The organism is Flavobacterium sp. (assembly GCF_040383245.1).
Taxonomy (GTDB): domain Bacteria; phylum Bacteroidota; class Bacteroidia; order Flavobacteriales; family Flavobacteriaceae; genus Flavobacterium.
Map to the genome: position 1 here is coordinate 90,868 of NZ_JBEIDX010000002.1, position 24,182 is coordinate 115,049.

The following is a 24,182-nucleotide window of genomic DNA, read 5'->3' on the forward strand; positions in this document are numbered from 1 at the left end:
AATTTGTATTTTTGGATTTTTAACCGTATTGTTATGAAAATTGTAATCTCTCCTGCCAAAACTTTAGATTTTGAATCGCCATTGCCTACAAAGGCATATTCGGAATATGGATTTCAAAAGCAATCACTTGCAATAGATAAAGTTCTAAAAAAGAAAAAACCCAAACAGATAGCTGAATTAATGGATATTTCTGAAAAGTTGGCTGATTTAAATTGGCAGCGAAATCAGGAGCGAAATGTGGCAGAAATTACTCCTCAAAATGCGCGTCCTGCTATTTTTGCTTTCAGTGGGGAAGTATATGTTGGCCTGGATGCTTATTCGTTATCAGAAGACAAAATAAAACTTTTACAAGACCGATTGCGAATTTTATCTGGATTGTATGGTTTGCTTAATCCATTGGATTTAATGCAGCCGTATCGATTGGAAATGGGAACCAAACTTGCTATTGGGACTAAAAAGAATTTGTATGAATTTTGGAAGGCAACTTTAACTAAAGAATTGAATTCGCAATTAGATAAAGACGAACTTTTTATTAATCTTGCAAGCGCCGAATATTTTGATGCGATAGATGTAAAAAAATTGAAGGTTCCAGTAATCACTCCAGAATTTAAAGATTACAAAGACGGCAAACTAAAAATGATTAGTTTCTTTGCTAAAAAGGCTAGGGGAATGATGGTACGATATATTTTAGATACCAATGCGCAAACTTTAGATGACTTGAAAGGATTTAATTATGAAGGTTACGCTTTTGATGCTAATTTGAGTAAAGGAAGTACTTTGGTTTTTACTCGGTAATTTCTCCTTTTTTATATATCTTTTTATATATAGATAATATCTATTATTGTGTGTTAAATAATTTATTTTCAATTATTTAAACTTATTTTATTAAATTAATAGTTTAATATTTTTCATTCACTTAACCAATTTGATAATATTATTTTCCCTTGCGGAGTTAAGATGCTTTCAGGGTGAAATTGAATCCCTTTTACATTATATAGTTTGTGTCGAATCGACATGATGTCTCCGTTTTCAGAAAGTGAAGTTATTTCTAATGTTTCTGGAAATTCCTCGTTGTTAATTACCCATGAATGATAGCGGCCAACTTCTAGTTGTTGAGGTAAGTTGTTGAATAAGTTGTCATCACTAGTTTGCGTGATGGTGTTTGCTACTCCGTGATAAACCGTATTTAAATTTTGAAGTGTCGCCCCAAATACTTCGCCTATTGCTTGATGTCCAAGGCAAATTCCGAGTATTTTTTTTGTTGAAGCATATGTTTTAATAACATCTAATAAAATCCCTGATTCTGAAGGAATTCCGGGTCCGGGAGAAAGTAAAATAGCATCAAAATTTTTAAGTTCGTCTAAGTCAAATTCATCATTTCGAAAAACCAAAACTTCGCAATTTAAGTCTTCCAAATAATGAACTAAATTAAAAGTGAAACTATCGTAATTATCTATGAGAGCTATTTTTTTCATTAAGCAAATATAATATAACTGCATAAAAAAAACCTTAAAGAATTCTTTAAGGTTTTTTAATATAAGATAAGTTTTGATTAGAACTGTAAATTCACATTTAATTCAAATTCATCAGCAATAGCTCTATCTCCTAGGCTATCAAAGAAACTTCCTGAACCGTATTTAATTCCAAATTTAGTTCTGTCAATTTTTAAAGCTGTAGTAGCTGTAGCGCCCTTAACTGTGATTACAAAGTTGATTGGTGCAGTTACATCTTTAATTGTTAAATCGCCAGTTACATTGTAAACTCCATTTCCTTTATCAGTGATTTTTTTGAAAACTAATTTAGAAGTTGGGTATTTTTCAGTTCCAAAGAAATCATCATCTTTTAAGTGACCGTTTAGTTTTTCTTGGTATTCACCGCTTAAATCAGTAGTGTTTAAGCTAGTCATATTAACCACGAAAGAACCTCCGGTTAATTTTTTTCCTTTAAAATTAAGGCTTCCTTCTTTTAAGTTGATAGTTCCACTGTGTTGACCAGTCACTTTTTTACCTATCCAAGTAATACTACTTTTTGAAGCATCTACTTTTTTCATTTGTGCTGAAGCAATTGTTGAAACTGCCATTAATAATGCGATTGCGATTGTTTTTAAATTTTTCATTTTGTTAAATATTAGGGATTAGAAATTAAATTGTAATAAATAAATCTTGGTTTGATTTTCTAACTTTAGCTACGTGTTGTGTAGCGTCTTCTTCATGGCGGTATCCTATTGGAGCTACAAGTGCTGCGTTTAGATTTAGTTTGTCTAAACCTAGAATTTCATTGTATTGTGCAGCTACAAATCCCTCCATAGGAGTAACATCAATTTTAAGCTCTGCTGCAGCATTTAATAAATTACTCAATGCAATGTAGGTTTGCTTTGAAGTCCAAATTGGTTTGATATCATCGGGTATGTTTTTGATAGTAGATTTCATATAATCACTAAAACCAGACAAAGAATCTAAGGGAATGTTTCTTGTGTTAGCGGTGTTTTGAATATAGCTATCAACATCAGTATCAGTTACTGTTGTTTGATTAGCAAAAACAATTAAGTGGGACGCGTCAACAACTTGCGCCTGTCCCCAAGAGGCCTCTTTAAGTTTTGCTCTTACTTCTGGGTTTTCAACCACAATTACTTTGTATAATTGCAAGCCAAATGAAGATGCAGATAGGCGAATTGCTTCTTTTAAAGTTGCTAAATCTTCAGCAGACACTTTTTTAAAAGCATCAAATTTTTTAGTGGCGTAACGCCATTTTGCATTCTCATTAAATTGACTCATAGTTTTTATTTTAAGGTTCTGTATTTTTCTAATAAGGCGTTAAGTTTTATTTTTTCGTCGTTACTTAAATTTTCAGCAAATTGATTTTCGTTTTCGGCTACTTTAGGATCTAAAATCTTTAATAATTCAAGACCTTTATTAGTTATGAGAACTTCAATTTTTCTTCGGTTATTTGGGCAAACTTCTCTTGTAACTAATTCTTTTAAGAGTAATTTATCAATTAGCCTTGTTGTATTACTGTTTTTGGATAACATTCTTTCCTGAATGATACTCATATTGGCTGGACTGCCTTTTTGACCTCTTAAAATTCGTAATACATTATATTGTTCACTTGACAAATCATATGGTTTTATGATTTCATTAAATTTATCGGTAATAACATTTTGAGTATAAATAATATTCAAGATGATTTTTTTAGAATCATCCAGCTTAATATTTGATTTGGTTATTTTTTCAATTTCCATTTTACACCCATAATATTTGTAGATACAAATGTAAATATTTTTTATTTGTATATACAAATGTTTTGTTATTTTTTTGTTAAGATATGCTTAAGCCCTATGAATGCTACTGTTTATAAATGAAAGAAATTTCCTATTTTTGAAAAAAAATAATTAATATGAACTTATCACAAGAAGATTGGGCTAACCAATTGGCAGCAGATGCCAATGCAGTAATACTAGATGTACGTACCGAAGACGAATGGCAAGAGGGAGTTATTCCAGGAGCGCTTTTAAATGATATATATAAAGGGCAGGGTTTTATTTATCGATTGGAAGAATTGGATAAATCAAAAAATTATTATGTGTATTGCAAAGCAGGCGGAAGAAGCGCACAAGCTTGTTCGATCATGAATCAAATGGGTTTTGCCAATACATATAATTTAGAAGGAGGAATGATGCATTGGGAAGGTGCTGTTGTTGCTCCGGAGTAAAAAATTAAAAATAGCCTCTAAAAATTTTAGAGGCTATTTTTGTGGAGCAGAGAGGAGTTCTCTCGAACTATTTCATGTCGGATTTGGAAATACTGAAAAAAATAAATAATAGAAATCGTCAATAAATTATTTGTAAATAGACATTTTATGTCAACTTGAAATTTAGTTTTGTATTGATAAAGTTGGTTTATTATTAAATTAAAATCCAAATTATTATGATAGAAAGTCTAATTAATGTCATTTTTTCAATACCTTACTTGTTAAGCGGTGTAGTAATTGCAATTGCGCTTGATTATTTTATTCATAAGTCAAAAGCTGCCACTCGTTTAACTTTTTTAGAGATTTGGGGTTGTGTTATGTTTTGGCCAGTTCTCTTACTTCTTGTAGTAATGGTTTATATTATTGGTGAAGTATAATTATATTTATTTTTTTGAAGTGTATTTAGATATTAAAATTATATTTGGACAAATATTTAAACTTTAACTTTGATTAAAGTCACTTTTAAGTGAAAAAATAATTTATGCCAAAAATTAGTTGGTAGTAAGTTTTTCTAATTAAAGTTTTGATTTCAAAAGTTTAATTATTGCTTTTAATCCATTTAGAGTTCCATTGTAAAATTTGTTTTTTCTAAATTCTGCAAGAAAATAATTTTGAATTATTTCTGAAGTTTCTTTTTCTTTTATTAATTTTTCTGTTCCGGTTCCATTTTCAATTCTAATTTTTTTATGACTTTTAGAAATTAAAATTAATATTCCATTATCTTTATTTTTCTTTCCAATCCCCCAAGTTTTTGCAATATGCATTGATAAATTATTAAAATTTTCTTTTGCTACTTTTATTGTGTCAATTGTTACAATTGCAATTTCAAATGTTGTTTCTCTTTCAAATTCGGTTATTATACTATCTAGTGTTTTTTGTTCAGCATCGGAATAAAGATTCTCATAATCGTTTGTCCAATTTGTTGGTTTTGGCAAGTTATCCCAAAACTCTTTTCTTGATAATTCTATTGATTTATTTATCAGACTATAACTTTTTACTTCTTGTGTGTTTTGAGCATACAAATTAATTGCAAAAAAGTAAAAAAGAATACATTTTGGAATTTGTATTATAAATTTATGTTTCATGATTTAGTTATTTTTCTATTTATTAAATTGCTTTCAATTCTAAATTGGTTATGTGCAACAAAAGGATATAAGAACCCTCTTTAACTCTTCCTTCCAAGAAACCACGGTAGCTTTTTCCTCCGTCCTGAAATACTAAAGGCTCATTTGATTTTGCACCTGCAGCAAGCATCATCAAAGAATCTTTATCACTAAGTTCTTTTGCAATTTCAAACAAGAAGTCAAAAGTCAATCCATTTATATGTGACAATTGGTATTTTTTTGCAAAAACTAATTTGTTGTAAATTTCGTTTTTAGGAAAAAGTTTTCCTGTAAGTTTAACCGGTATTTCACCCAAAATGTTTGCAATCAATTCTTTTGGAATTCGCTCTTCGGTAATGGTCCCATCTGGAGTAAAAACCACTTCTTTTTTATTGATTTTGGAAACAGGTTTTAGGTTCTTATCAATAATTAATCGGCTGGATCCTTGAATCATTCTGCCACTCATTTCTAAGTCGATTTCTGGATTTCCATTGATTAACTCATTTGCAACTTTTGAAGCATCTCCAAATTGGTTCAATAAAGCTGGATAAGAATTTTTTGATGTATATTTTAAAATCTTTTGACTAAATACTTCTTTCCCATCAGTAGTTTGTTTTTTAACGCTGCTTTTCTTTGTAAAGTTGGTAAAAATAACTTCTGCATTTCTACCTTTTGTATCTCCTAAGTTTATATATCTTGACATAATAATAGTTTTTATAGCATTCCGAAATCCATTGCATCTTCTTCAACTGTTGGTTCATTTTCAGTATCCTCTGCAATAATAATTTGTTTATTTTCCAAGAATTTAAACTCCAATAATTTTCCAGTAAGAGCAAATACTTGGTCTTGAGCGGTTATTAAAACGGCATCAGCTCCTTCGTAATCGGCTCTGTAATTGAATACAAATTTCAATACTTTGTTTGTATTTAAATATGAAATTAAATCAAGTTTTGCCGCTTCGTCATCCCAAACTAATTGGTAAACTGTGGTTATCTCTAAATTAAATAAATCATTTAGAGTTCCGGGTGTCAACACTACATCAATATCATATGATGAAGGAACCAATATGGCATCGGTTCCATCTAAATTTACTGTTTTTATAACGTCTTTACTAATTTCTTTATTTTCAGAATCAACTGTTTTTAATGCTGTAGCACCCGAAACAATTATCGTTTGCCCATCCTCTAATATAGATGCAACTGAGCACAATTCGCCATTGCTATCTGATATAATTTCTTCAACATGTCCGTAAACTTTATTTCTGTCAACTTTAGAAATTCCAGCACTCCATGATTTTTCTTCTATTACAAAATGTATGTTCTTTCCCATTTAATTAACTTTTAAGTTGCCAACCTTTTTTAATATTCTCTAATTTCACTGCTTCAAAAGTTGTTTTCATTTCTTCTTCCGAATAATTTAAAAATACATCCTGGTCTAAAGGCGAACTTCTATCGGCACTAAAATCAGTGTAAACCACCATGTAAGGAGCATAAAGTCCGGTATTTTCTTTATTGGTTTTAATACCCATAATTTTTCTAACGGCGGTGGCGGTTTTTCCTTCTTTGCAATACACTTCTCGAAGTATTATTTCGCTTAAAACATTTGATTCCGCTCCTGAAGTTTCTTCTTCGGGTGAAACAATTGCATAGGCTTGCATGGCACCGGCATCTTTACTATTCGCTTGTTTATCATCTCTGATTTTAATAAATACAGGAGCAAAACAACTCAATGTGTTGGCTTGGTTAATTATAGTATATCCATTAACTGCAGAAAAATTTAAAACTGGTTTTCTAATACTTCCATTGGTTGTGGTGCTATTTAAATCCAAACAAGAAATTTCAACTACCATTTCAGGTTTCACCATTACAAAAGCAGTTTTAGCACCCGAAACTTCTGTGAATTCTGAAGGGACAATTGTTTTTTGTAACGTTTCTAATATTGATTTTCGTTCCGAATCTTTATAACCTGTTCCGCATTTTGTCAAGATTTGATAGTTCCCATCTTCTAGTATAACACCTAAAAGCAATTCTCGCAAAGTGTTATTTTCTGGGTCATTAGTTTCCGCATATCCTAAAACTACAAGATCTAAGGTGGTAGTTTTTTTAATTTTATTTATGATTCCGTTGGCCGATTTAACAACAACACCTTCATAGTCATTGGCTACCGATTCATAAAAAGTAACTATGTCTTTTCGGCTTTCAAAATAATTTTGCTCGATGCAAAAAACTGCTCCTGGCTGCTTAAAAAGGTCCTGCATTAATTTGATTTTTTCTTTCAGATCTGACTGCGGTGGATTTCCATCTATTTCTAGAATATCAAAAACACCAAAACGAAGGTCTTGCTTTTCAGGATTGGCAATTGCTTTGGCAACCTCAGCATGCGAAGTAGATTTATTGTCTTTAAAAACACATATTTCGCCAGCTAAAATTGCATTTTTAAGTCCAATATCGCTAGATGTTATTGAGGGACAAGCTAACAATTTTCCTGATTTGTTATAAAGTTGAGCCGCTCCGTTAGTGATTACCAAAACACCAAAATAACCATCGTGTTTTATGGAGCAATAGTAATAATCGGATTCTATGGTTTTCATGCCTATAGACTCTGATGCAATAGGAATATAGCGAGAGGCTATTTTATCTTTGTATTTTTTTATTAGGTCCATTTAGTTTTTTAGTTAATTGTATTATTAAAAGTCTTTAAACTTACACATAATCTTCGGTTTGGCTAGATTCAACTGTAAAAGTAACTGTTAGTTAAGTGGTTACTGATTGAGTCAAATAAATTTCAAATTTTTCCATTGTGTTTTTTATATATCCATTTAAATCAAGTTTTTTTAATTTAAATATTTATTTTAATAATTTATTTACATTAGAATTAACTTCATTTAACGCAAAATATAATAGTCTGTCAAATTCCCAATCTTCTTTAATTATTTCGCGTCCAATATGATTATTTCTCCACTCAATAATTTCATTTTCATGTTTATCAGAATCCGACCAATTATATCCAAGGTACTTAGAAACTTTTTTCCAATTATTATCAATCGGTATTGAGCCATTTCTAAATTCGGGATGATACAAATCCATTGGAATGTTCCTTGCTTGCTTGCTTCCAATTCCGTCAATTTCATTTAGGTTTCTTATAATAACATTTCTTTTAAGATTTTTATCGAATAATATATTAATGTTATTTTCTTGTATTGTTTTTATGGCGGTTAGTATATCAATAATTTTATTTTCTCTTGATCTAAATCTTCCACCAGGTACAAAACTTAAAAGTAATTCCTTTTGCTCTATAGAAGTTAGATTAATTATTGCATTATAATTAGATGCTATACTAAATTCATTATTTTTTTGCCGTTTAATTAATGTCTTTGAATTTGTTCCTACATGCATAAAGTTAGAAAGTATTTTTTTCCAATATTCTTCTGGAACTTTCCATAATTCATTTTTTGAATTTTCAATTTTATTACGGATGGAATTATTGGAATAATCTAATAGCATAGCATTTGAAAAGAAATCTGATTTAATCATTGTTATTTTAATTTTTTAATTTTTCCTACTCTTAAGGCTTTTCAGATTACGCCAATCATTATTTTAATCTTTTATGCAACGCACGGAAAACCCTTTTATCTTATCCGCAAGATTTTCATCCTTAAAAACTCGAGTGTCACTGCAATCCAAACTGCGATAGAATACTCCACAATTTGTTTCTGTATTACTCCACATGTAAGCCATTTTTCCAATAAAATCAAATTTTCCGTTTTTTAAACGCAAACCTCCAGGAAGAGAGCTAAAACCATATTCGTTTGTAGATAATAAACCAGCTGCTGATTCCCTAGTCCAATGTGTTTTTCCTGTTTCTTTTAACTTGAGACCTGCAATTCGTTCTCCTCCTAAAAATTCAGTTAAAACAGTCCATTCTTCATCAGTTGGAATATGAAATCCCTCGGGCGCTAATCCTCTTGGGTCATTTATAGCATATCCATTATATAATTTACCATAGGTGGTGCCGTTTTCATCAATGTTTTCATAATAACACCAAGCCCCTGTAGTTAATTCCGCCCATTTTTTTGCATTTTGTACTTGAGGAATTTCATCTCCATTTCTGTATTTAGAAACATTCAGGTTTTCGGATGTCCACAGTTGCGATCCTATTTGAACACCATTATATGCTTTGCCATCAAGGTCTGTAACAATATTTTTTTCGATTTTTGGAGGAGCTGGATATTTGTAACATCTTACTGAGAAACCATAATTTATGTAGTCATCAGACCATTGAGCTGAACCTCCTTTAGCGTGCATAAAGAAGCGGTATTTTCCTGTTTCATTTATTTCGGTAGTAGTCCACCAATGTGCTTCATCACCAATATTATGAAAAGTACCATCGTTAAAGCGACTACCTCCTGGAAGTGCTGTAAAACCAATAGTATTAGTATTCAGATAGATTTGCCCACTTTCACCATACCTATCCGTTTTCCAATGCTTTGTGCCTCTTTCTTTTAATTTACTTACATTAAAATCGCTTCCGCAAGTTAATGTTTCCCAATCTTCTTTTGAAGGAATAAAATAACCTTCTGGGGCTAATCCTCGAGGATCATTAATAGCATACCAATTATATAACTTGCCATAAATAGTTCCGTTTTCATCTTTGTTTTCATAATAACACCAAGCCCCGGTTTTTAAGGTTGACCATTCTGCAGCATCCTGTACTTGGGGTATTTCATCTCCATTTCTATATTTGCAAACATCCAGGTTTTTAGTGTCCCAAAGTTTTTCTCCTATGAGAATATCTTTAGGGTTAATGTACTGTTGTACTGAATCTTCTTTTTTTTCATCGGTTTCCTTAATACAACGAATAGAAAATCCACTACATTTTTCGGAAGCTAACTCTATTACATTCGAACTGTAGGCACCTAACTGCTTGAAAAAAGACATGTCAGAACTTTTTTCTGAAGAAGTCCACCATTGTCCACCAGAGCAAATATTTGAAAAAGAAATTACTCTACCTCCTCCTGGCAGTCCTGTAAAGCCACTTTGATTCGTAGCATCCTTATCATTTGCCCAGTGTTCTTTTCCAATTTGTTTCATCTTGGCGCCCGCATCATGCTCTCCACCTAAATAGTCAATTAATGTAGCCCATTCCTCATCTGAGGGAACCTTAAAACCTTCCGGCATTAATCCTCTTGGGTCATTTAAAGCATACCAATTGTATAACTTTCCATAAGTTTTTTCATATCGGTCTTTTTGGTTATCATAGTAACACCATGCTCCAGTGGTTAATGAACGCCATTCATTTATATCAGTTACTTCGGGAATTTCATCTCCATTTCTATATTTAGAAACATTCAAGTTTTCGGCAGTCCAAAGTTGTTTACCAATTTGAATTACATTGTAGGTATTGCCATCAATATCTGTAACGGTATTATTTTCTATGTTTTCCATTAAGGTTATATTTTATTAATTTAAATTTTCAGGGAGGGACAAACTTTCTTTTAATCTTTTAAACAACGTATGGAGATGCCCATTGTTAATTCAGGACACCCTTGTTCTCTATGAATTAGACGTGTGCGGTCACTCAATGTGCGATTATTTCGATATTCTGATTTACACCAAAAAACACCTTGACATCCAATTTGATCAAAACTTCCATCGTATTTGCGAAAACCACCTGGAAGACCTGTAAATCCTGATGAGTTAGTAGCGAATGGATTTCTCTCCCAATGTGTAATACCTGTTTCCATAAGTTGACTTCCAGCTATTCGTTTTCCTCCCAAATAGTCGGTTAAAGTAGTCCATTCCTCGTCTGAAGGAATATGAAAACCTTCGGGCGCCAATCCTCTCGGGTCATTTACGGCAAACCAGTTGTATAATTTGCCATAGATAGTGCCATTTTCATCTTTGTTTTCATAATAACACCAAGCTCCAGTGGTTAAAGCGGCCCACTCTGCTGCATCTTGTACTTGTGGTATTTCATCTCCATTTCTATATTTTGAAACATTCAAATTTTCGGCTGTCCATAATTGCGTTCCTATTTGAATACCCTTGTATCCCTTGCCATCTAGGTCTGTAATAATATTGTTTTCGATTTTTGGTGGGGTTGGATATTTGAAACATCGTATGGAAAACCCACAAACTTTTGTTCCACCTGCAAAGCTAAAATCACTTCCAATTTCTCTATTCCCAATCTCTGGACCAGTTGCAAGAAAATAAAATCGATTTCCTTTTTCACATTCTGAAGAGGTCCAAAACCTACCTTGTTGGCCAACATTACCAAATGAGCCGTCATCAAATCGATAACCCCCAGGAAGGCCTGTGAAACCACTTGTATTAGTATTGTCTCTCGAAATCCCCCAATGAGTTTTACCTACTTCTTTCATTTTTCCTCCTGCATAACGAGCTCCTCCTAAATAATTCATTAAAATTGTTATATCTAGATCAGATGGAATAATATAACCCTCTGGAGCTAATCCTCTTGGGTCATTTACGGCAAATCCATTATATAATTTGCCATAAGTAGTTCCGTTCTCATTAAGATTTTCATAATAACACCAAGCTCCGGTTTTTAAGTTTGCCCATTCTGCAGCATCCTGTACTTGGGGAATTACATCTCCATTTCTGTAATTGGAAACATCTAGGTTTTGTGTAGACCAAAGTTGAGTACCTATTAAAACTTCGGAGGGTTTATTAGATTCCTTATTTATACTCTCTTTTTTTTCATCAGTTTCCTTAATACAACGTACTGAAATCCCAAAATACTTTTCTCGTTGCGAATTGCGAATTGCTGAATGATCTGATGCTAATTTCTTTTCAATGGCTTCCTCAATACTTATTTCGGTAGACGTCCACCAATTACCGCCATAACCTAAATATTGATCAAAACTATACCTCCCTCCTCCAGGAAGACCTGTAAAACCGCTGCTATTTGAAGCGTCTACATTAGGATTTTTCCAAAAATTTTTACCTTTAGGTTTCATTTTACCACCAGCAATATCTTCCCCTCCTAAAAAATTAATTAAAATGTTCCATTCCTCATCTGAGGGAATCTTAAATCCTTCTGGGGCTAAACCTCTCGGGTCATTTAAAGCATACCAATTGTATAACTTTCCATAAGTTTTTCCAAGATAGGAGTCGTTACTATAATAACACCAAGCACCTGTGGTTAATTCGCCCCATTCGGTTAAATTAGTTACTTCGGGAATTTCATCTCCGTTTCTATATTTAGAAACATTCAAGTTTTCGGCAGTCCAAAGTTGTTTACCAATTTGAACGAGATTATAGGTATTGCCATCAATATCTGTAATGGTATTATTTTCTGTTATTTCCATAAGATTATATTATTATTACATGCAATGAAACATAGTTATTTAGTTTTAATTTATTGATTGAATTCCAATTTTAATTTTATCCTAAGGAAGGAGATCCATCATTGTGAATATGCTTTTGATATTTACCATCCACTTTACAGTCATGTAGGTCTTCGTTTCTAGCAAAGTCACAAACAGCAGCTACTATTGAATTAAAATTCTCGCGACCATTTGAATCAAACAAGCTAAAAATTTCATCTTGAATGCCCAAATCAGAAATTTGCAAATAGGTTTCATCCTCAGATTCATTATATCCAATCCACCAATTGTTACCCTCAATAAGCCAATTGGCACTTGCAGAATATTGATAAGCATCTCCAGTAGCAATTTCATCTGAAACGCCCACTAACTCTCCAGAATTTAAATCGAGAAAGAAATAAGGAAATTCAGACATGTCATTTGATTCATCATTTAATTGCGCTAAATCAATTTGAAATTGGAATAAAACAATTGAGGATAAATCGTAATTCCATTTAAAAGGTAATTCTATTTTTTTCATATTTTAATTTATTTATTGATTTAGTATTTTGTTTATCAGTTCAGATATCACATTAATGTCATAATCATCATTGGTGTTTTTATATTTTTCTGGATTTCGTTCTGCTAAAAATTCTTTAATATGATAAAGGTTGTCTTCTTTTTGAATTTTTGCTTCAAAAACATGATAGCCGGTCCAAGAGCGAAGAAAACATAAGGTGTCCTCTTCAAAATAAATACGCCATCTGTTCTCCATTTGTTTAGGTTTTAATCCAAGAATTAACTTTTGGTACTGTTCGTAATTAAAGGTTAAATTAATGGCTATAGTATGTGGCACATCAATTGGAAAATTTCTTGTTTGGCGTTTATTTGGTATCATATATTTTTAGTACTTAAATACCTCTAACGGGTCTCACAAAAGTTTTATGACTTCTACTGTAAATATTTGGACGACCATCACTAAATCGTTGTCCCCATGCACATCCAGTAGCTTCATCGTCAGCATTGGTAGAGCTACAATAAAATCCGTCAGTAAAATGACCTATAGTTTCTTTGTTTTCAAATAATTGATTTAACTCTTCTTTTGTAGGAACTCTCCAACCTCCTCCAATTTTTGCACATTCTAACATTGCGTCATTAAAGCTAAACTCGCCAATATCCTTTTTGAATACTTCAAGATTTCCAAGTTTAATTCCTGTTATTATTTCTTCATTGTCTTTTATACATCTAACCGAACTTCCTTGCCTTTTTTGACTATATGAAAGAATTACATTCTTAAGGCTGTTGTTTATTCTTCTTTCTTTTCCTAACTCTGGATTGTATTCTGAAACTGACCAAAACGCACCTGTCTTTCCTATATAATCAAAACTATCTTCTTCCCAGCGTATTCCGCCTGGAAGTGCTGTAAACCCACTTTGATTATTTGCTTTTTCGTTAGGGCTATTCCAATGAACGGTTCCTTTTTCTTTCATTTTACCACCGGCCCCATAATCTCCTCCTAAATTGGCAACTAAAGTATCCCATTCTTCATTTGAAGGAATATGATACCCTTCTGGGGCTAATCCTCTGGGGTCATTTACCGCATACCAATTATATAATTTACCATACACGGAACCATTTTCAGCGTTATTTTCATAATAACACCAAGCACCAGTCGTTAACTTTTTCCATTCCTTTTTATCTTTAACTTCAGGTATTTCATCTCCATTTCTATATTTAGAAACAGTAAGGTTTTCGGTTAACCAAAATTGATTATCAATTTGAATTCCGTTATAAGTGTTACCGTCAATATCGGTAATACTATTTTTTATTGCTTTTTCCATGATAATAAAACAAATTTTTTAAACAAATTTTTCAATATAAACTTAAAAAATAATAATAATATTTGTAAGACAATATTACTAAATATTTGTTAATTTTGGAAAATAAAAACACACTTATGAAGAATATTTTTCAAAATGAAAAGCTTATTTTTTCATTAATAGTAATTAATATTTTAGTTATTTATTTTCATTCCTTTGATTTTTTTGAGCCTTTTTTTTATGTTTTTGATCTATTAGATATTGCTCTTACTATTTTTTTTAGTTTTGAAATTATTCATTCCATTTTTTTTGTCAATAAAAGTTTTTCTGTTTATATAAAAAACAATTGGAACAAGTTAGATTTTATTGCAATTATATTATCGCTTCCTAGTATTTTAGTTTTGTTTAATAGTGAATTTGAAATGCTTACAGGATTTATTGCCTTGCGAACACTTCGAATTTTTAAAACACTTCGTATAATTGAATTCATTCCTGGAGGAAAGAAAATTAGTAAAAAAGTATTAGGCGCATTTAAAGGGGTAGCGTTCATTTTATTCACTTTTGTTGTATTTACCACTGTTATTTCATTAGTGTCTGTTGGTTTGTTTAAACATGTAGCTCCAGACTATTTTCAAAATGCATTTGATAGTTTCTATACTATTTTCAAAATATTTTCTGGTGATGGTTTCTCTGATGTGGTTTCTCAAATTCAAGAGAATTCAAATACTGCCGCCACAGTCTTTGCTAAGTTGTATTTTGTATTAATTGTGTTTTCTGGAAGTATTCTTGGATTATCATTAGTAAACAGTGTATTCATTAATGAAATGACTACTATAGTTGATGAAGTTGATGAAAATAATGATAAAGCTATTGATGAGTTGAAATTACAAATTAAGGCGCTTAATGATAAGCAAGATGTTATATTGAATCAACTTACTCAATTAATGGAAGATAAGAAAAATCAATCTTAATTCGGATAAATGGATTATTTATCTAATAATGGTTTAAAAGTTAAATTTAAACTTCAAAACTAATTAGCCTAGTTATATTGCAATCTGTTTTTTTTAAACTTAAAAATTTGCCTTTGTAAGAAAAATTATTTTGCAGCAATAAGTTAGTGCCATAATTTATAAAATTGAATTCTAGATTTTCTCTCTCATAATTATCAATTGTTGTTTCAAAAGAACCAATTTTTCCAAATTCTTTAGTCTCAATATAGATGCCATTTGATAGTGTGTTTTCAATCGTTTCAAATTTTAATTTATAAGTAGGAAAAAGTGAAGTGTTTTTTAAATTAGCTATCCATATTTTTTCTTTGTTTCCATTGTGCCAAATTTCAATTTGGTTTAAAGAGTGGTTGGTAATTCCAGAGATGATAGTTCCTTTTAAATCAAAAAACGATTGTGTATTTTCAAGTTTTAATTTTGGGTAGAAAAAGGGGTCTATTAATGCATTGTGCAAGGATAAGTTCATCCCAGCTGCAATACTACCATAATAGTCTAATTCAATAGGGGATAAGGCAACTTTTTTTAAAGTCCAAAGTTCTCCAAAAACATTTATTTTCAGTTTTTTTTGAGTTTCTGGCATTAATTTTTAATTTTTTTATAAAGGTAATATTATTTTTTAGGTTGTAGTTATTTTATATTTGTTTGAAAATTATCAATTCTTTTTTGTGAACTAATTTTATGAAAAAACCTAAAATTCTTTTCTTTACTGGCGCAGGAATTTCTGCAGAAAGTGGTATTCAGACCTTTAGAGATTCTAAGGATGGTCTTTGGGAAAATTATAAAATTGAGGAAGTTTGTACTCCCGATGCATGGAGGAATAATCCCAGTTTAGTATTAGATTTTTATAACCTTCGTAGAAGAAATTGCAAAGCTGTAAAGCCAAATTTGGCTCACCAATTAATTGCACAATTAGAAAAGCAATATGAAGTAGTTGTAGTAACACAAAATGTAGATAATTTGCATGAACGAGCTGGATCAAGTAAAGTAATACATTTACATGGTGAATTAATGAAAGTGCGCTCTACAACTGATGCTAGCTTAATTTACGATTGGGATCAGGATGTAAAGTTGGGAGATGTATGTAGTAAGCAAAGTCAATTGCGCCCTCATATTGTTTGGTTTGGTGAAAACCTTGATACAGATTTATTAGACTATGCCATTAAAGAAGCAGTTACCTGTTCTATTTGTATAGTTGTTGGTACTTCCTTGCAAGTTTATCCAGCAAATTCTTTACCTCATTATGTTCCATTTGCTAGCCAGATGATAGTTATTGATCCGCATGCAAAAGAAATGGAAATCGATGAAGACCGTTCTATATATTACCTTTCTGAAAAAGCAACTGATGGAATGCAAAAAGTGTATGATTCATTGAGTAAAATTTAATATTTTTTAGTTTAATTAGTATTTATTTATACAATATTAACCCAACTAATCTTGTTAATAAATGTTTGATTGTAATTAATCATCAAGTTATAATATATATTATATTTGTTAATCTTGATAATTAAAAGTTACAAATGCAGTTAAAGTTTGAAATCAATAATTCCAATAGCTATGAATATATAATTCATGGTCAGGATTTACATATTGAGTTCGAAATTAGTAATGCTTTATTTACCATTGTAAACTACAAACAGCTTCATACAAGAGTATGGTTTCATAAATTATTTTCAAGTATTTATTATGTAGCTCCTTTCTATCGATTTTATAATTTTTTAATTAAAAAAAATATTCCAGGATTTAGAAATCGGAAATTAGTAGCTACAAACTTTGATTATCCGGGTACTTCTTATAATTACAAATCCAATTTTATTCCGAATTGTGTTTTGGATAATAAGATTAAAATTAAATCTAATCAAGGATTTATTAATACTAGTGCTAATTTCCACTATCCTACGATTATTTTTATTGGAATTGGTTTTGGCTTTAAAATATTTAAAAAGCAACTTGTTGTTAAAATTATAGATTTAAAGGAGGAAGAAACAACAATAAAAAATTCGGTACAATATCCAACTATTTTAAAAGATTTGACAAAGTTAAATGCGGTTACCCCGGTAATTAATATTTATCAAAATTCAATTTCTTTAAATAAATCAAATTTTAATTTAAAAACAACTCAACCAAAAATAACCATAAATAAATCATTAACTAACATAAACCATTATATAGAAAATTAACAATATTTAAAAAATAAATTTATGAATACGAACAAAAATGTTATGGATACTAATACCTATATGACCGAAACAAATCAGGGAACAATAACTCAATTTTTATGGTGGTGTGCCGGAGCAGATGAATATTTTTTAAAAAAATCACCTAGACAAGACCGAGTGAAATATGCAGGAATTGGAGCAATTGTTTTGTTTACAGGTGTATTAGCTGCAATTTCAGGAGGTGTAGCATTTAATACTATGTTCGGACCTAAGTTATTAGCTGGTGAAGATACCCAACAGCTGTCGTGGTTGGAGAATAATTTTTGGATCCCTACTTTAATTTTTGGATTATTATGGGGTACTTTAATTTTTAATTTAGATCGATTTATAGTATCTAGTACCGGAAAAGGGGATGGAACTGATACTATTACACCGAAAGAAATAGGTCAAGCTATTCCAAGAATTTTAATTGCTTTAGTCTTGGGTTTTTCTATTTCAAAACCTTTAGAAATATTGATGTTAAAATCAGAAATTGATGTTCAGTTAAATTTTGAACAACAAAAAAAACGTGAAGAATTGGATAAAATATCTTACGCTAAATTTGACAAACAAATTTTAGATTTAAATAAACGATTGAATAAAATTGAGGAAGAAAAAAATGGATTAATACAAGATCAAAAATTAGCTGAAGCAAAATATACTGATCAAATGGAAGGAAAATCAGGAGGAAAAGTTGGAGATGGTCCTATTGCAAAAAAATTAAAGATAATAGCTGATGAAAAAAAGAAAGTTATTGAAGTTTTTGATATCAAAAATAAAAATGAAATTACAAGTTTAAAATTACAATTAGAAAAAAAGCATGAAGATCTTGAAAAAGAATTAAATGTAATAAATATTGATAACGTAAAAAAATTAGATGGTTTATTAGCTCGATTAGATATTAGCCATAAAATAGGTTTTTGGTTGGGAGTTTTTATTACAGCAATTCTGTTATGTATCGAAATGGGACCTATTTTCTTCAAAATGATGATGACCAAAGGACCATACGATTATATGGTTGAGAATTTCAATCATAAAATTCAAACCGAAAACGGAGTGTTTAAAGAAGATAAATTATATGAAGGTCGAAATGGATTAATTCATATGGAAACTTATCGTTATGCCGACGCTGAAATAGCTAAACAAGAAGTTGAAGATAAAGTAAAGAGTCAAATTGAAATTAACTCTGTTGCTGTTGCTGCAGCCAAAGATAAGTTGATGAAGGAATTAAAAGAAAATCCAGATAAATTCATTAGTTAATCATGATTTTTAATACGTTTCTTTTTTAATGATAAATAATATATTAACTCATATTACTCATGCTTTTTTTGGCATTGAGGATTCTATTTGGAATACTATAGATAGCAATGAAAGACAAAAATTCAATTCTTTGTCTTTTACAATTGTATTGCTTTCTATGGTTACACTAATTGGATTATATGAGTTTTTTATTTTATTATTAAATGATGTTTTTATTGCAATAGTATTGGGTTTGGTATTCACTTTAATAGTAGTTAATATATTCCGTTTTTCAGTATTTACGATTCAAAAACCAATTTATTACGAACCTGAAATTCAAAAGCCAGTAGCAGAAACAGCTACTTCCTTATCAGCAAACTCTACTGAGCAAGCAACTAATCCATTAGTTGGAAATCAAATTACGACTTCATTGAAAGATAAGCTACTAAAATTGGTTTCCTTTTTTTCAATTGGAATGCTACTTAGAGGTATTATTAATTTAATCTTGTTGTTGTTTATTGCTTTTCCATTTGCTTGTATTTTATCTAATAATTCTATTACTAGAGTTAATGAAAACAGAAGAACTGAATTAATTGAAGGATTCAAGAATACCGAACTAATTAAGTTTAAATCTCAATGTGACAAATTAGATTCCAAAATTCGGTTATTAAATGATAAAGTTCGTTTGCATTCAAATGCCATGTATATTTCTGAACTCAATAACGAATTAATATCAAGACAAGAACTTGTAAATACTTGTGAGACTGAAAAGGAGCAAAACATTGCTGATTATGAAGCTAAAATAGCAAACAGAAATTTTATTATTCTTTCCTATTCCAAAATAGCAAACGAAATGATATTAAAAATTTCTCTAATTTTTTTAGGGTTGTTACTCTTATTATGTCATATTCAAAAATACCAATTGGTTAATAATAGCATCTATAAATACTACACGTTAGCAAATAAACATTATAGTAATCTTGCTATAGAAAATTATAAGGAGGTCGAAAAATTAATAAAAGTTGAACTAGCCAAAAAGTACTCTAATAGCGTTAGATACGATTTGTTAATGGAAAATTATGAAAAGATTATATCAAATTCAAAATATACCAATCCGCCATTCAATTCAATAGAAAAGGAATATAAATTACCTGTCAAACAAATGACAACAACAGAATTTATAAATCATTATGTCTGAAAAAATAATTAGAAAAGAAATAACCATATATAAAGGAATCTTAGAATGTCAGTTTTCTGATATAAAAAAGAATCCCCTTGGCTATTCGAAAAAAAATTCTAGAATAAAATTAGAGCCAAGATTTAAATTGCATAATGCAGAAATTGTTGAGGTATTTCCTATTGTAGATGATTATAAAGACAATATAGCATACATTCATCAAAGAGATGATTTGTTTGCAATTGAATGTTATTTCAAATCTAAAAAAATAAAGCCAGGTCGTTATGTTGCTGAGGAAGTAATGTTATTATTGAAAAGTGATAGTTTTGATGCATCCGAAAATAATATTGGTGATTTTAATGCGGTACTCTTAGAAAATATTAACAAAAAAGCTAGTGAACCTTTTTTATCTACTAATATTGATAAACAACATGGTAAAATATCAGGGGAAGCTTATGTAAAAGTTATTAGAGAATTTAATGAGCTAAATGAAGAAACAAAGTACAGAATTTCTCCAACCGGATTAGTTGAACCTATAATTGTAACTGCATTAGGAAATGGACAAGGAACAGTAAATGAGCCAAAAGGTTGTTTACCATTTGCTTCTTTTTTAGCTAGTATTTTTTCACCAATTTTTAAATATTTTTTTGCTTTTAATTCTTGGATTAAAAGATACATCAACAGTATTAGTTCGAAAGTATTTAATAAAAACATTATCAACAATGATCCTACTAATGCAGGGTGCTTTAATCGTATGTTGCCAACAGGGTGTACTAGTAGTGGTTGTTCACAATTTGGTTGTGGCTGTTTATCTTTATTACTTGCCTTAGCCTTTTTATTTTGGTTTATTTGGTGTTTACTATTAGGAAAATGCAATCAAGATGCTCAAGATTCAAGTTCAAATACAAAAGTAATCCACGACACCGTTTATGTAGAAGTTAACAAGGCTAAGATCGATACCATTGTTAAAAAGGATACAATAGTTTATGAGGATAAAACAACAAGAACTAAAACTAGTGTAGTGAGTTTGCCTAACGTTCAATTTGAAAAAAATAAAGCAAAACTTCTTAATTCATCGAAAGAAGATTTAGATAAATTAGCGAAACACTTAAATGAAAACAAACAAGTGCAAGCTGAAATTATTGGTCATACCGATGGTTCTGGAGATGATAAAGCAAATCAAGTTTTATCTCAGGATAGAGCAGAAAGTGTGCGTCAATATTTAATTAAGAATGGGGTAGAACCAAATAGAATAAAAGCAGTAGGAAAAGGTGAATCAGAACCTAAAACTACCAATGAAACTCTTGAAGGGCGCGCTATGAATAGACGTGTAGAGGTGAAATTATCTCAAACCGAGAAAGTTGAGCAGTCAAAAAAACGAGTAAAAAAAGGAACTAATTAATTTAGTATGAATTATAAATATTATAAAGGAGATTTTACAGGACTTTCTACTAAAAAAGATTCCGTTTTAAGTATTGGAAAACATAATTTCTATGATTTTAAATGGTCCTACATTCAAATTAAAAACATTCAAGAAATTGAAGCTTATGATGTTGAAAAAGAGAAACTAGGCGATTACTATTTCAGCAATGTAATTAAGCCAAAAAAATATTTATTATTACCTTTTTATTTTCAATCTATTCACTCTAGATCATTTGAAATAAAAAGTAAGAAAGATTTTTTTTGGATTGAATATGTAAGTGTTTTTCTTCCAAAATTAAGGAGAAGGCCAGATGTTTTTATATCGGTAAACGAAGAAAATTATTTCAATGAAAATTTGCATGATGTATTATTAAGGGATATTCAACTTAATGAAGATTCTAATGTCTATGCAAAGAAAGATTTCATTGAACTAAATGGTACCATTTATTTTAAAATTGAAATTCCAAAAGTAGTTCCACCAACACCTATTGTATTTGAAAGTAACAACGGCTTAAATCGATCTGAAAATGTTGATTTGATTGGTGCTGATAGTACTTTAACAGTTGAAGCAGATTCAGTATCAACTGGTTCGGGCGCTACTATTCAAGAGCCAATTATTGATCCAATTAAAGAACCACAACCCGGACCAACATTACCTAAATTATCGTCTAAATTTTTCAGTATATTTTTTACCACTCTATTTTGGTTAATGTTGCTTGCTTCATTTTGGGTATTTTTTCCAAACTACTTTTATTTTGCTTTGGTAGCATTTATAGGTTGGTTTATCACTCGATTTACTTCAAATAGCACTTTGAAATCAATTTTTAGTGTTCTTTTTGCAGGAGCATTATTGTTTTTTATATTCTCATTATTTTCAAATAAAGAGGCTTTTGTAGATCCAACAGTAGCCAAAAAAGACGGTTCAATTGTAGTTAGTCCGCCCAAACAGGTTGATAAAAATGGTGAAATAGATTATGAAATAACAAAAAATATTAATTGGTATGATTTTCTAACAAATAAATTCCAACTGATATATACAACCTCTGTTCAATCTTTTTTTGAAACTCAAAAAGAACACAATCAAGCTGAAATTAACTTAAGAAAAACAGCTAAAAATCCTATTTCCTATTACAATAAATTATTTTTAAAATTAGAATTATTAGATGAAACTAAAATTGATTCAATTGTTCGTGTGTTATCAAACAAAGCAGTAGCAAAAAAATTAAATCAATTACAAACTGCCGAAATGGTAACCACATTTATTCAAGAAATACCCTACGTGTTAATTCATCAAAGTTCTTGTAAACAAATCATGGATTCTTCTCCAGATGACTCATTTGTGGTTAAATACCATAACGAACAAAAACCGTGTATGCCTAATGTTCCCGGTGGAGTACAATCTCCCTATGAGTTTTTGCACAATTTAAAAGGAGACTGTGATACTCGAAGTTTATTGGGATATTCAATTTTAAAAAAATTAAATATTGCATCCTCCGTATGGTTGAGTGAAGCCTATGGCCATAGCGTTTTGGGAATTGGATTACCAATAGGTAATGGCGTTTATAAAAATATTAAAGGAATAAATCATTATCCTGTTGAACTAACGGCCAAAGGTTTTAGACTAGGTATGATTGCTCCCCAACACCGAGATATGTCCAATTGGGATATCGCATTATATTCAAACAATTATTAAATCAACTTAAATTATGAAAACAATTAGCATTATTCAATTTTTATTAGCATTTGCAATAGGTATCAGTTCCTTATTTGTATTATTTAAAATCATTAATTTTTCAATGAAAAAAATATACAAAATTGAACAGGACAACACATCATTTTCAATTTTTCAAGCAGGAATTGTTATTTCAGGTTCCTTCATATTATCTTCAATTATTAGTCCGGCATTAAATGCGATTCGTTTTCTAAATCCGGATAATAATTTTACATCACAATCCCTATTAAGTTCATTCGGATACCTTACAGTTTTCGTCTTGATTGGTCTTTTTTGTACAATTCTAGTAATTGCATCTGGTTTGCTTGTACTATTTCAATTAACTAAAGTAAATGAAGGAGTAGAGATAAAAAACAATAATATTCCTATTTCATTAATTACAGTTGCAATAATTTTAGGATTATCAATTATTGTTGATGAATATGTTGGGGCATTATGCGAAGCACTTATTCCTTATCCAGCAATTCCTAAATTTTATTAAAAATGCAAAGCAAAAGAATTACCGATTCCGAAACTACCATTACCGAGTTAATGATCCCTTCGTATGCTAATTTTGGAGGAAAAGTTCATGGCGGTATTCTTTTGTCGTTGATGGATAAAGTAGCCTATGTAACAGCAACAAAACACTGTTCAAGTTATTGTGTTACCGTAGCGGTTGATGGGGTTGAATTCTTAAATCCAGTGGAAGTGGGTGATTTAATCCATTTAAAATCATCGGTAAATTATGTTGGTAACACATCTTTAATTATAGGCATCCGAGTGGAATCTTTAAATCCAAGAACTGGCATTCAGAAGCATACCAACTCTTGCTATTTTACAATGGCTGCCAAAGATGAATCAGGGAATCTTACCAAAGTTCCTGGCTTACTGATTGAAAGTGAAGTACAATTGCGCCGCTTTTGTGAAGGTATGGAGCTTAAAAAGTTATCCAAACAAAAAAGAGTAATGTTGAAGTCGGATTTGAATGGTTTTTCAGTTGACCAATTGAAAGGTATGTGTTCTGAGGAGAATTGTGAGGTGGTGATTAATTAGTTTTAAACAAGAATAAATAATAATTTTAAAAATATGGCAATTACAATCGACTTTAATATTTTTTGGCCAGGCCAAGAAGATTTAGAAACACAATGCACAGAATTTATTGAGGGTATTGTTGGTACTCCTGATAAAGCAACAATTGTAAATGAAGATGAATCAGATTCAGAAGCTGGATATTCATTGTTGTTTTACTACAAAGATTTATCATTAAATGATTTTTCGTTTTGGGATGAATTGTATGATTATGCAAATGAAACAGAATTGTATGTGTTAGTTTATGATCATGAAACGCACATTAGAAAAGGATATTGGTATGATGAGGATGCAGAATGGATCGAACAAGAAGTTGGCGAACAGGATTCTTACCTATCTAATATTTAA

Annotated in this window: 28 protein-coding genes; 13 read left to right on the plus strand and 15 right to left on the minus strand. The window is 30.5% G+C overall.

What is annotated here, in order from left to right; translation table 11 throughout:
• Window positions 1-33: 33 nt before the first annotated feature.
• Window positions 34-795 (plus strand): peroxide stress protein YaaA, encoded by a 762-nt coding sequence (yaaA, locus tag ABWO08_RS01375; protein WP_353083237.1) that lies wholly within the window; start codon window positions 34-36, stop codon window positions 793-795.
• 113 nt (window positions 796-908) lie between these two features.
• On the opposite strand, the gene ABWO08_RS01380 is transcribed toward yaaA, so the two are convergent.
• From ABWO08_RS01380 to ABWO08_RS01395, 4 genes are all read right to left on the minus strand, one after another.
• Window positions 909-1,475, minus strand: coding sequence for an anthranilate synthase component II (locus ABWO08_RS01380; RefSeq protein WP_353083239.1), 567 nt, complete (start codon window positions 1,473-1,475; stop codon window positions 909-911).
• Window positions 1,476-1,552: 77 nt separating this feature from the next.
• A complete protein-coding gene (locus ABWO08_RS01385) occupies window positions 1,553-2,116 on the minus strand; it encodes a YceI family protein (RefSeq protein WP_353083241.1) in 564 nt (187 codons plus the stop codon).
• Between the two features lie 25 nt (window positions 2,117-2,141).
• A complete protein-coding gene (locus ABWO08_RS01390; RefSeq protein WP_353083243.1) occupies window positions 2,142-2,774 on the minus strand; it encodes an NAD(P)H-dependent oxidoreductase in 633 nt (210 codons plus the stop codon).
• Window positions 2,775-2,779: 5 nt separating this feature from the next.
• Window positions 2,780-3,238 (minus strand): MarR family winged helix-turn-helix transcriptional regulator, encoded by a 459-nt coding sequence (locus tag ABWO08_RS01395; RefSeq protein WP_353083245.1) that lies wholly within the window; start codon window positions 3,236-3,238, stop codon window positions 2,780-2,782.
• 155 nt (window positions 3,239-3,393) lie between these two features.
• On the opposite strand from ABWO08_RS01395, the gene ABWO08_RS01400 reads away from it, so the two are divergent.
• Together ABWO08_RS01400 and ABWO08_RS01405 are read left to right on the plus strand one after the other, a co-directional pair.
• A complete protein-coding gene (locus tag ABWO08_RS01400) occupies window positions 3,394-3,708 on the plus strand; it encodes a rhodanese-like domain-containing protein (protein ID WP_353083247.1) in 315 nt (104 codons plus the stop codon).
• Between the two features lie 215 nt (window positions 3,709-3,923).
• A complete protein-coding gene (locus ABWO08_RS01405) occupies window positions 3,924-4,124 on the plus strand; it encodes a hypothetical protein (protein WP_353083249.1) in 201 nt (66 codons plus the stop codon).
• A 138-nt stretch (window positions 4,125-4,262) separates the two neighbouring features.
• Here ABWO08_RS01405 and ABWO08_RS01410 read toward each other — a convergent pair whose 3' ends face one another.
• The 10 genes from ABWO08_RS01410 to ABWO08_RS01455 form a co-directional block, all read right to left on the minus strand.
• Window positions 4,263-4,832, minus strand: a complete 570-nt coding sequence (locus tag ABWO08_RS01410) for a TPM domain-containing protein (protein WP_353083251.1) — start codon at window positions 4,830-4,832, stop codon at window positions 4,263-4,265.
• A 22-nt stretch (window positions 4,833-4,854) separates the two neighbouring features.
• Window positions 4,855-5,553, minus strand: a complete 699-nt coding sequence (locus ABWO08_RS01415; RefSeq protein ID WP_353083253.1) for a hypothetical protein — start codon at window positions 5,551-5,553, stop codon at window positions 4,855-4,857.
• Window positions 5,554-5,564: 11 nt separating this feature from the next.
• Window positions 5,565-6,179: a hypothetical protein gene (locus ABWO08_RS01420; protein ID WP_353083255.1), complete on the minus strand. Its 615-nt coding sequence runs from the start codon at window positions 6,177-6,179 to the stop codon at window positions 5,565-5,567.
• 4 nt (window positions 6,180-6,183) lie between these two features.
• Complete coding sequence (locus ABWO08_RS01425; protein ID WP_353083257.1) at window positions 6,184-7,512, minus strand: ATP dependent DNA ligase; 1,329 nt, start codon at window positions 7,510-7,512, stop codon at window positions 6,184-6,186.
• A gap of 184 nt (window positions 7,513-7,696) precedes the next feature.
• The gene (locus tag ABWO08_RS01430) at window positions 7,697-8,383 is read right to left on the minus strand and encodes a hypothetical protein (RefSeq protein WP_353083259.1); all 687 of its coding nucleotides are present in this window, start codon (window positions 8,381-8,383) and stop codon (window positions 7,697-7,699) included.
• Window positions 8,384-8,446: 63 nt separating this feature from the next.
• Complete coding sequence (locus tag ABWO08_RS01435; protein ID WP_353083261.1) at window positions 8,447-10,294, minus strand: fibrobacter succinogenes major paralogous domain-containing protein; 1,848 nt, start codon at window positions 10,292-10,294, stop codon at window positions 8,447-8,449.
• A 50-nt stretch (window positions 10,295-10,344) separates the two neighbouring features.
• Complete coding sequence (locus ABWO08_RS01440) at window positions 10,345-12,177, minus strand: fibrobacter succinogenes major paralogous domain-containing protein (RefSeq protein WP_353083263.1); 1,833 nt, start codon at window positions 12,175-12,177, stop codon at window positions 10,345-10,347.
• Between the two features lie 76 nt (window positions 12,178-12,253).
• A complete protein-coding gene (locus tag ABWO08_RS01445) occupies window positions 12,254-12,715 on the minus strand; it encodes a hypothetical protein (RefSeq protein WP_353083265.1) in 462 nt (153 codons plus the stop codon).
• Between the two features lie 12 nt (window positions 12,716-12,727).
• Entirely contained in the window at window positions 12,728-13,072 is a 345-nt protein-coding gene (locus ABWO08_RS01450; protein ID WP_353083267.1) for a hypothetical protein, read from the minus strand.
• 13 nt (window positions 13,073-13,085) lie between these two features.
• The gene (locus tag ABWO08_RS01455) at window positions 13,086-14,015 is read right to left on the minus strand and encodes an FISUMP domain-containing protein (RefSeq protein ID WP_353083269.1); all 930 of its coding nucleotides are present in this window, start codon (window positions 14,013-14,015) and stop codon (window positions 13,086-13,088) included.
• A 116-nt stretch (window positions 14,016-14,131) separates the two neighbouring features.
• Between ABWO08_RS01455 and ABWO08_RS01460 the strand changes: the two genes are divergently transcribed.
• Window positions 14,132-14,965 carry an ion transporter gene (locus ABWO08_RS01460; RefSeq protein WP_353083271.1) on the plus strand — a complete coding sequence of 278 codons (834 nt, stop codon included), beginning with the start codon at window positions 14,132-14,134 and terminating at the stop codon, window positions 14,963-14,965.
• A gap of 46 nt (window positions 14,966-15,011) precedes the next feature.
• On the opposite strand, the gene ABWO08_RS01465 is transcribed toward ABWO08_RS01460, so the two are convergent.
• A complete protein-coding gene (locus ABWO08_RS01465; RefSeq protein ID WP_353083273.1) occupies window positions 15,012-15,581 on the minus strand; it encodes a hypothetical protein in 570 nt (189 codons plus the stop codon).
• A 98-nt stretch (window positions 15,582-15,679) separates the two neighbouring features.
• On the opposite strand from ABWO08_RS01465, the gene ABWO08_RS01470 reads away from it, so the two are divergent.
• The 9 genes from ABWO08_RS01470 to ABWO08_RS01510 all read left to right on the plus strand — a co-directional run bounded on the left by ABWO08_RS01470 (window position 15,680) and on the right by ABWO08_RS01510 (window position 24,182).
• Window positions 15,680-16,384: an SIR2 family NAD-dependent protein deacylase gene (locus ABWO08_RS01470; RefSeq protein WP_353083275.1), complete on the plus strand. Its 705-nt coding sequence runs from the start codon at window positions 15,680-15,682 to the stop codon at window positions 16,382-16,384.
• Window positions 16,385-16,518: 134 nt separating this feature from the next.
• Window positions 16,519-17,178 carry a hypothetical protein gene (locus ABWO08_RS01475; protein WP_353083277.1) on the plus strand — a complete coding sequence of 220 codons (660 nt, stop codon included), beginning with the start codon at window positions 16,519-16,521 and terminating at the stop codon, window positions 17,176-17,178.
• Window positions 17,179-17,199: 21 nt separating this feature from the next.
• The gene (locus ABWO08_RS01480; protein ID WP_353083278.1) at window positions 17,200-18,456 is read left to right on the plus strand and encodes a DUF4407 domain-containing protein; all 1,257 of its coding nucleotides are present in this window, start codon (window positions 17,200-17,202) and stop codon (window positions 18,454-18,456) included.
• A 28-nt stretch (window positions 18,457-18,484) separates the two neighbouring features.
• Window positions 18,485-19,633, plus strand: a complete 1,149-nt coding sequence (locus tag ABWO08_RS01485) for a hypothetical protein (protein WP_353083279.1) — start codon at window positions 18,485-18,487, stop codon at window positions 19,631-19,633.
• Window positions 19,626-21,014 (plus strand): OmpA family protein, encoded by a 1,389-nt coding sequence (locus ABWO08_RS01490; RefSeq protein ID WP_353083280.1) that lies wholly within the window; start codon window positions 19,626-19,628, stop codon window positions 21,012-21,014. Before ABWO08_RS01485 ends, ABWO08_RS01490 begins: the two co-directional genes overlap by 8 nt.
• A 6-nt stretch (window positions 21,015-21,020) precedes the next feature.
• Window positions 21,021-22,727: a hypothetical protein gene (locus ABWO08_RS01495; protein WP_353083281.1), complete on the plus strand. Its 1,707-nt coding sequence runs from the start codon at window positions 21,021-21,023 to the stop codon at window positions 22,725-22,727.
• Between the two features lie 13 nt (window positions 22,728-22,740).
• The gene (locus ABWO08_RS01500; protein ID WP_502902941.1) at window positions 22,741-23,247 is read left to right on the plus strand and encodes a DUF350 domain-containing protein; all 507 of its coding nucleotides are present in this window, start codon (window positions 22,741-22,743) and stop codon (window positions 23,245-23,247) included.
• 2 nt (window positions 23,248-23,249) lie between these two features.
• Window positions 23,250-23,798: an acyl-CoA thioesterase gene (locus ABWO08_RS01505; RefSeq protein ID WP_353083283.1), complete on the plus strand. Its 549-nt coding sequence runs from the start codon at window positions 23,250-23,252 to the stop codon at window positions 23,796-23,798.
• 33 nt (window positions 23,799-23,831) lie between these two features.
• Window positions 23,832-24,182, plus strand: coding sequence for a hypothetical protein (locus ABWO08_RS01510; protein ID WP_353083284.1), 351 nt, complete (start codon window positions 23,832-23,834; stop codon window positions 24,180-24,182).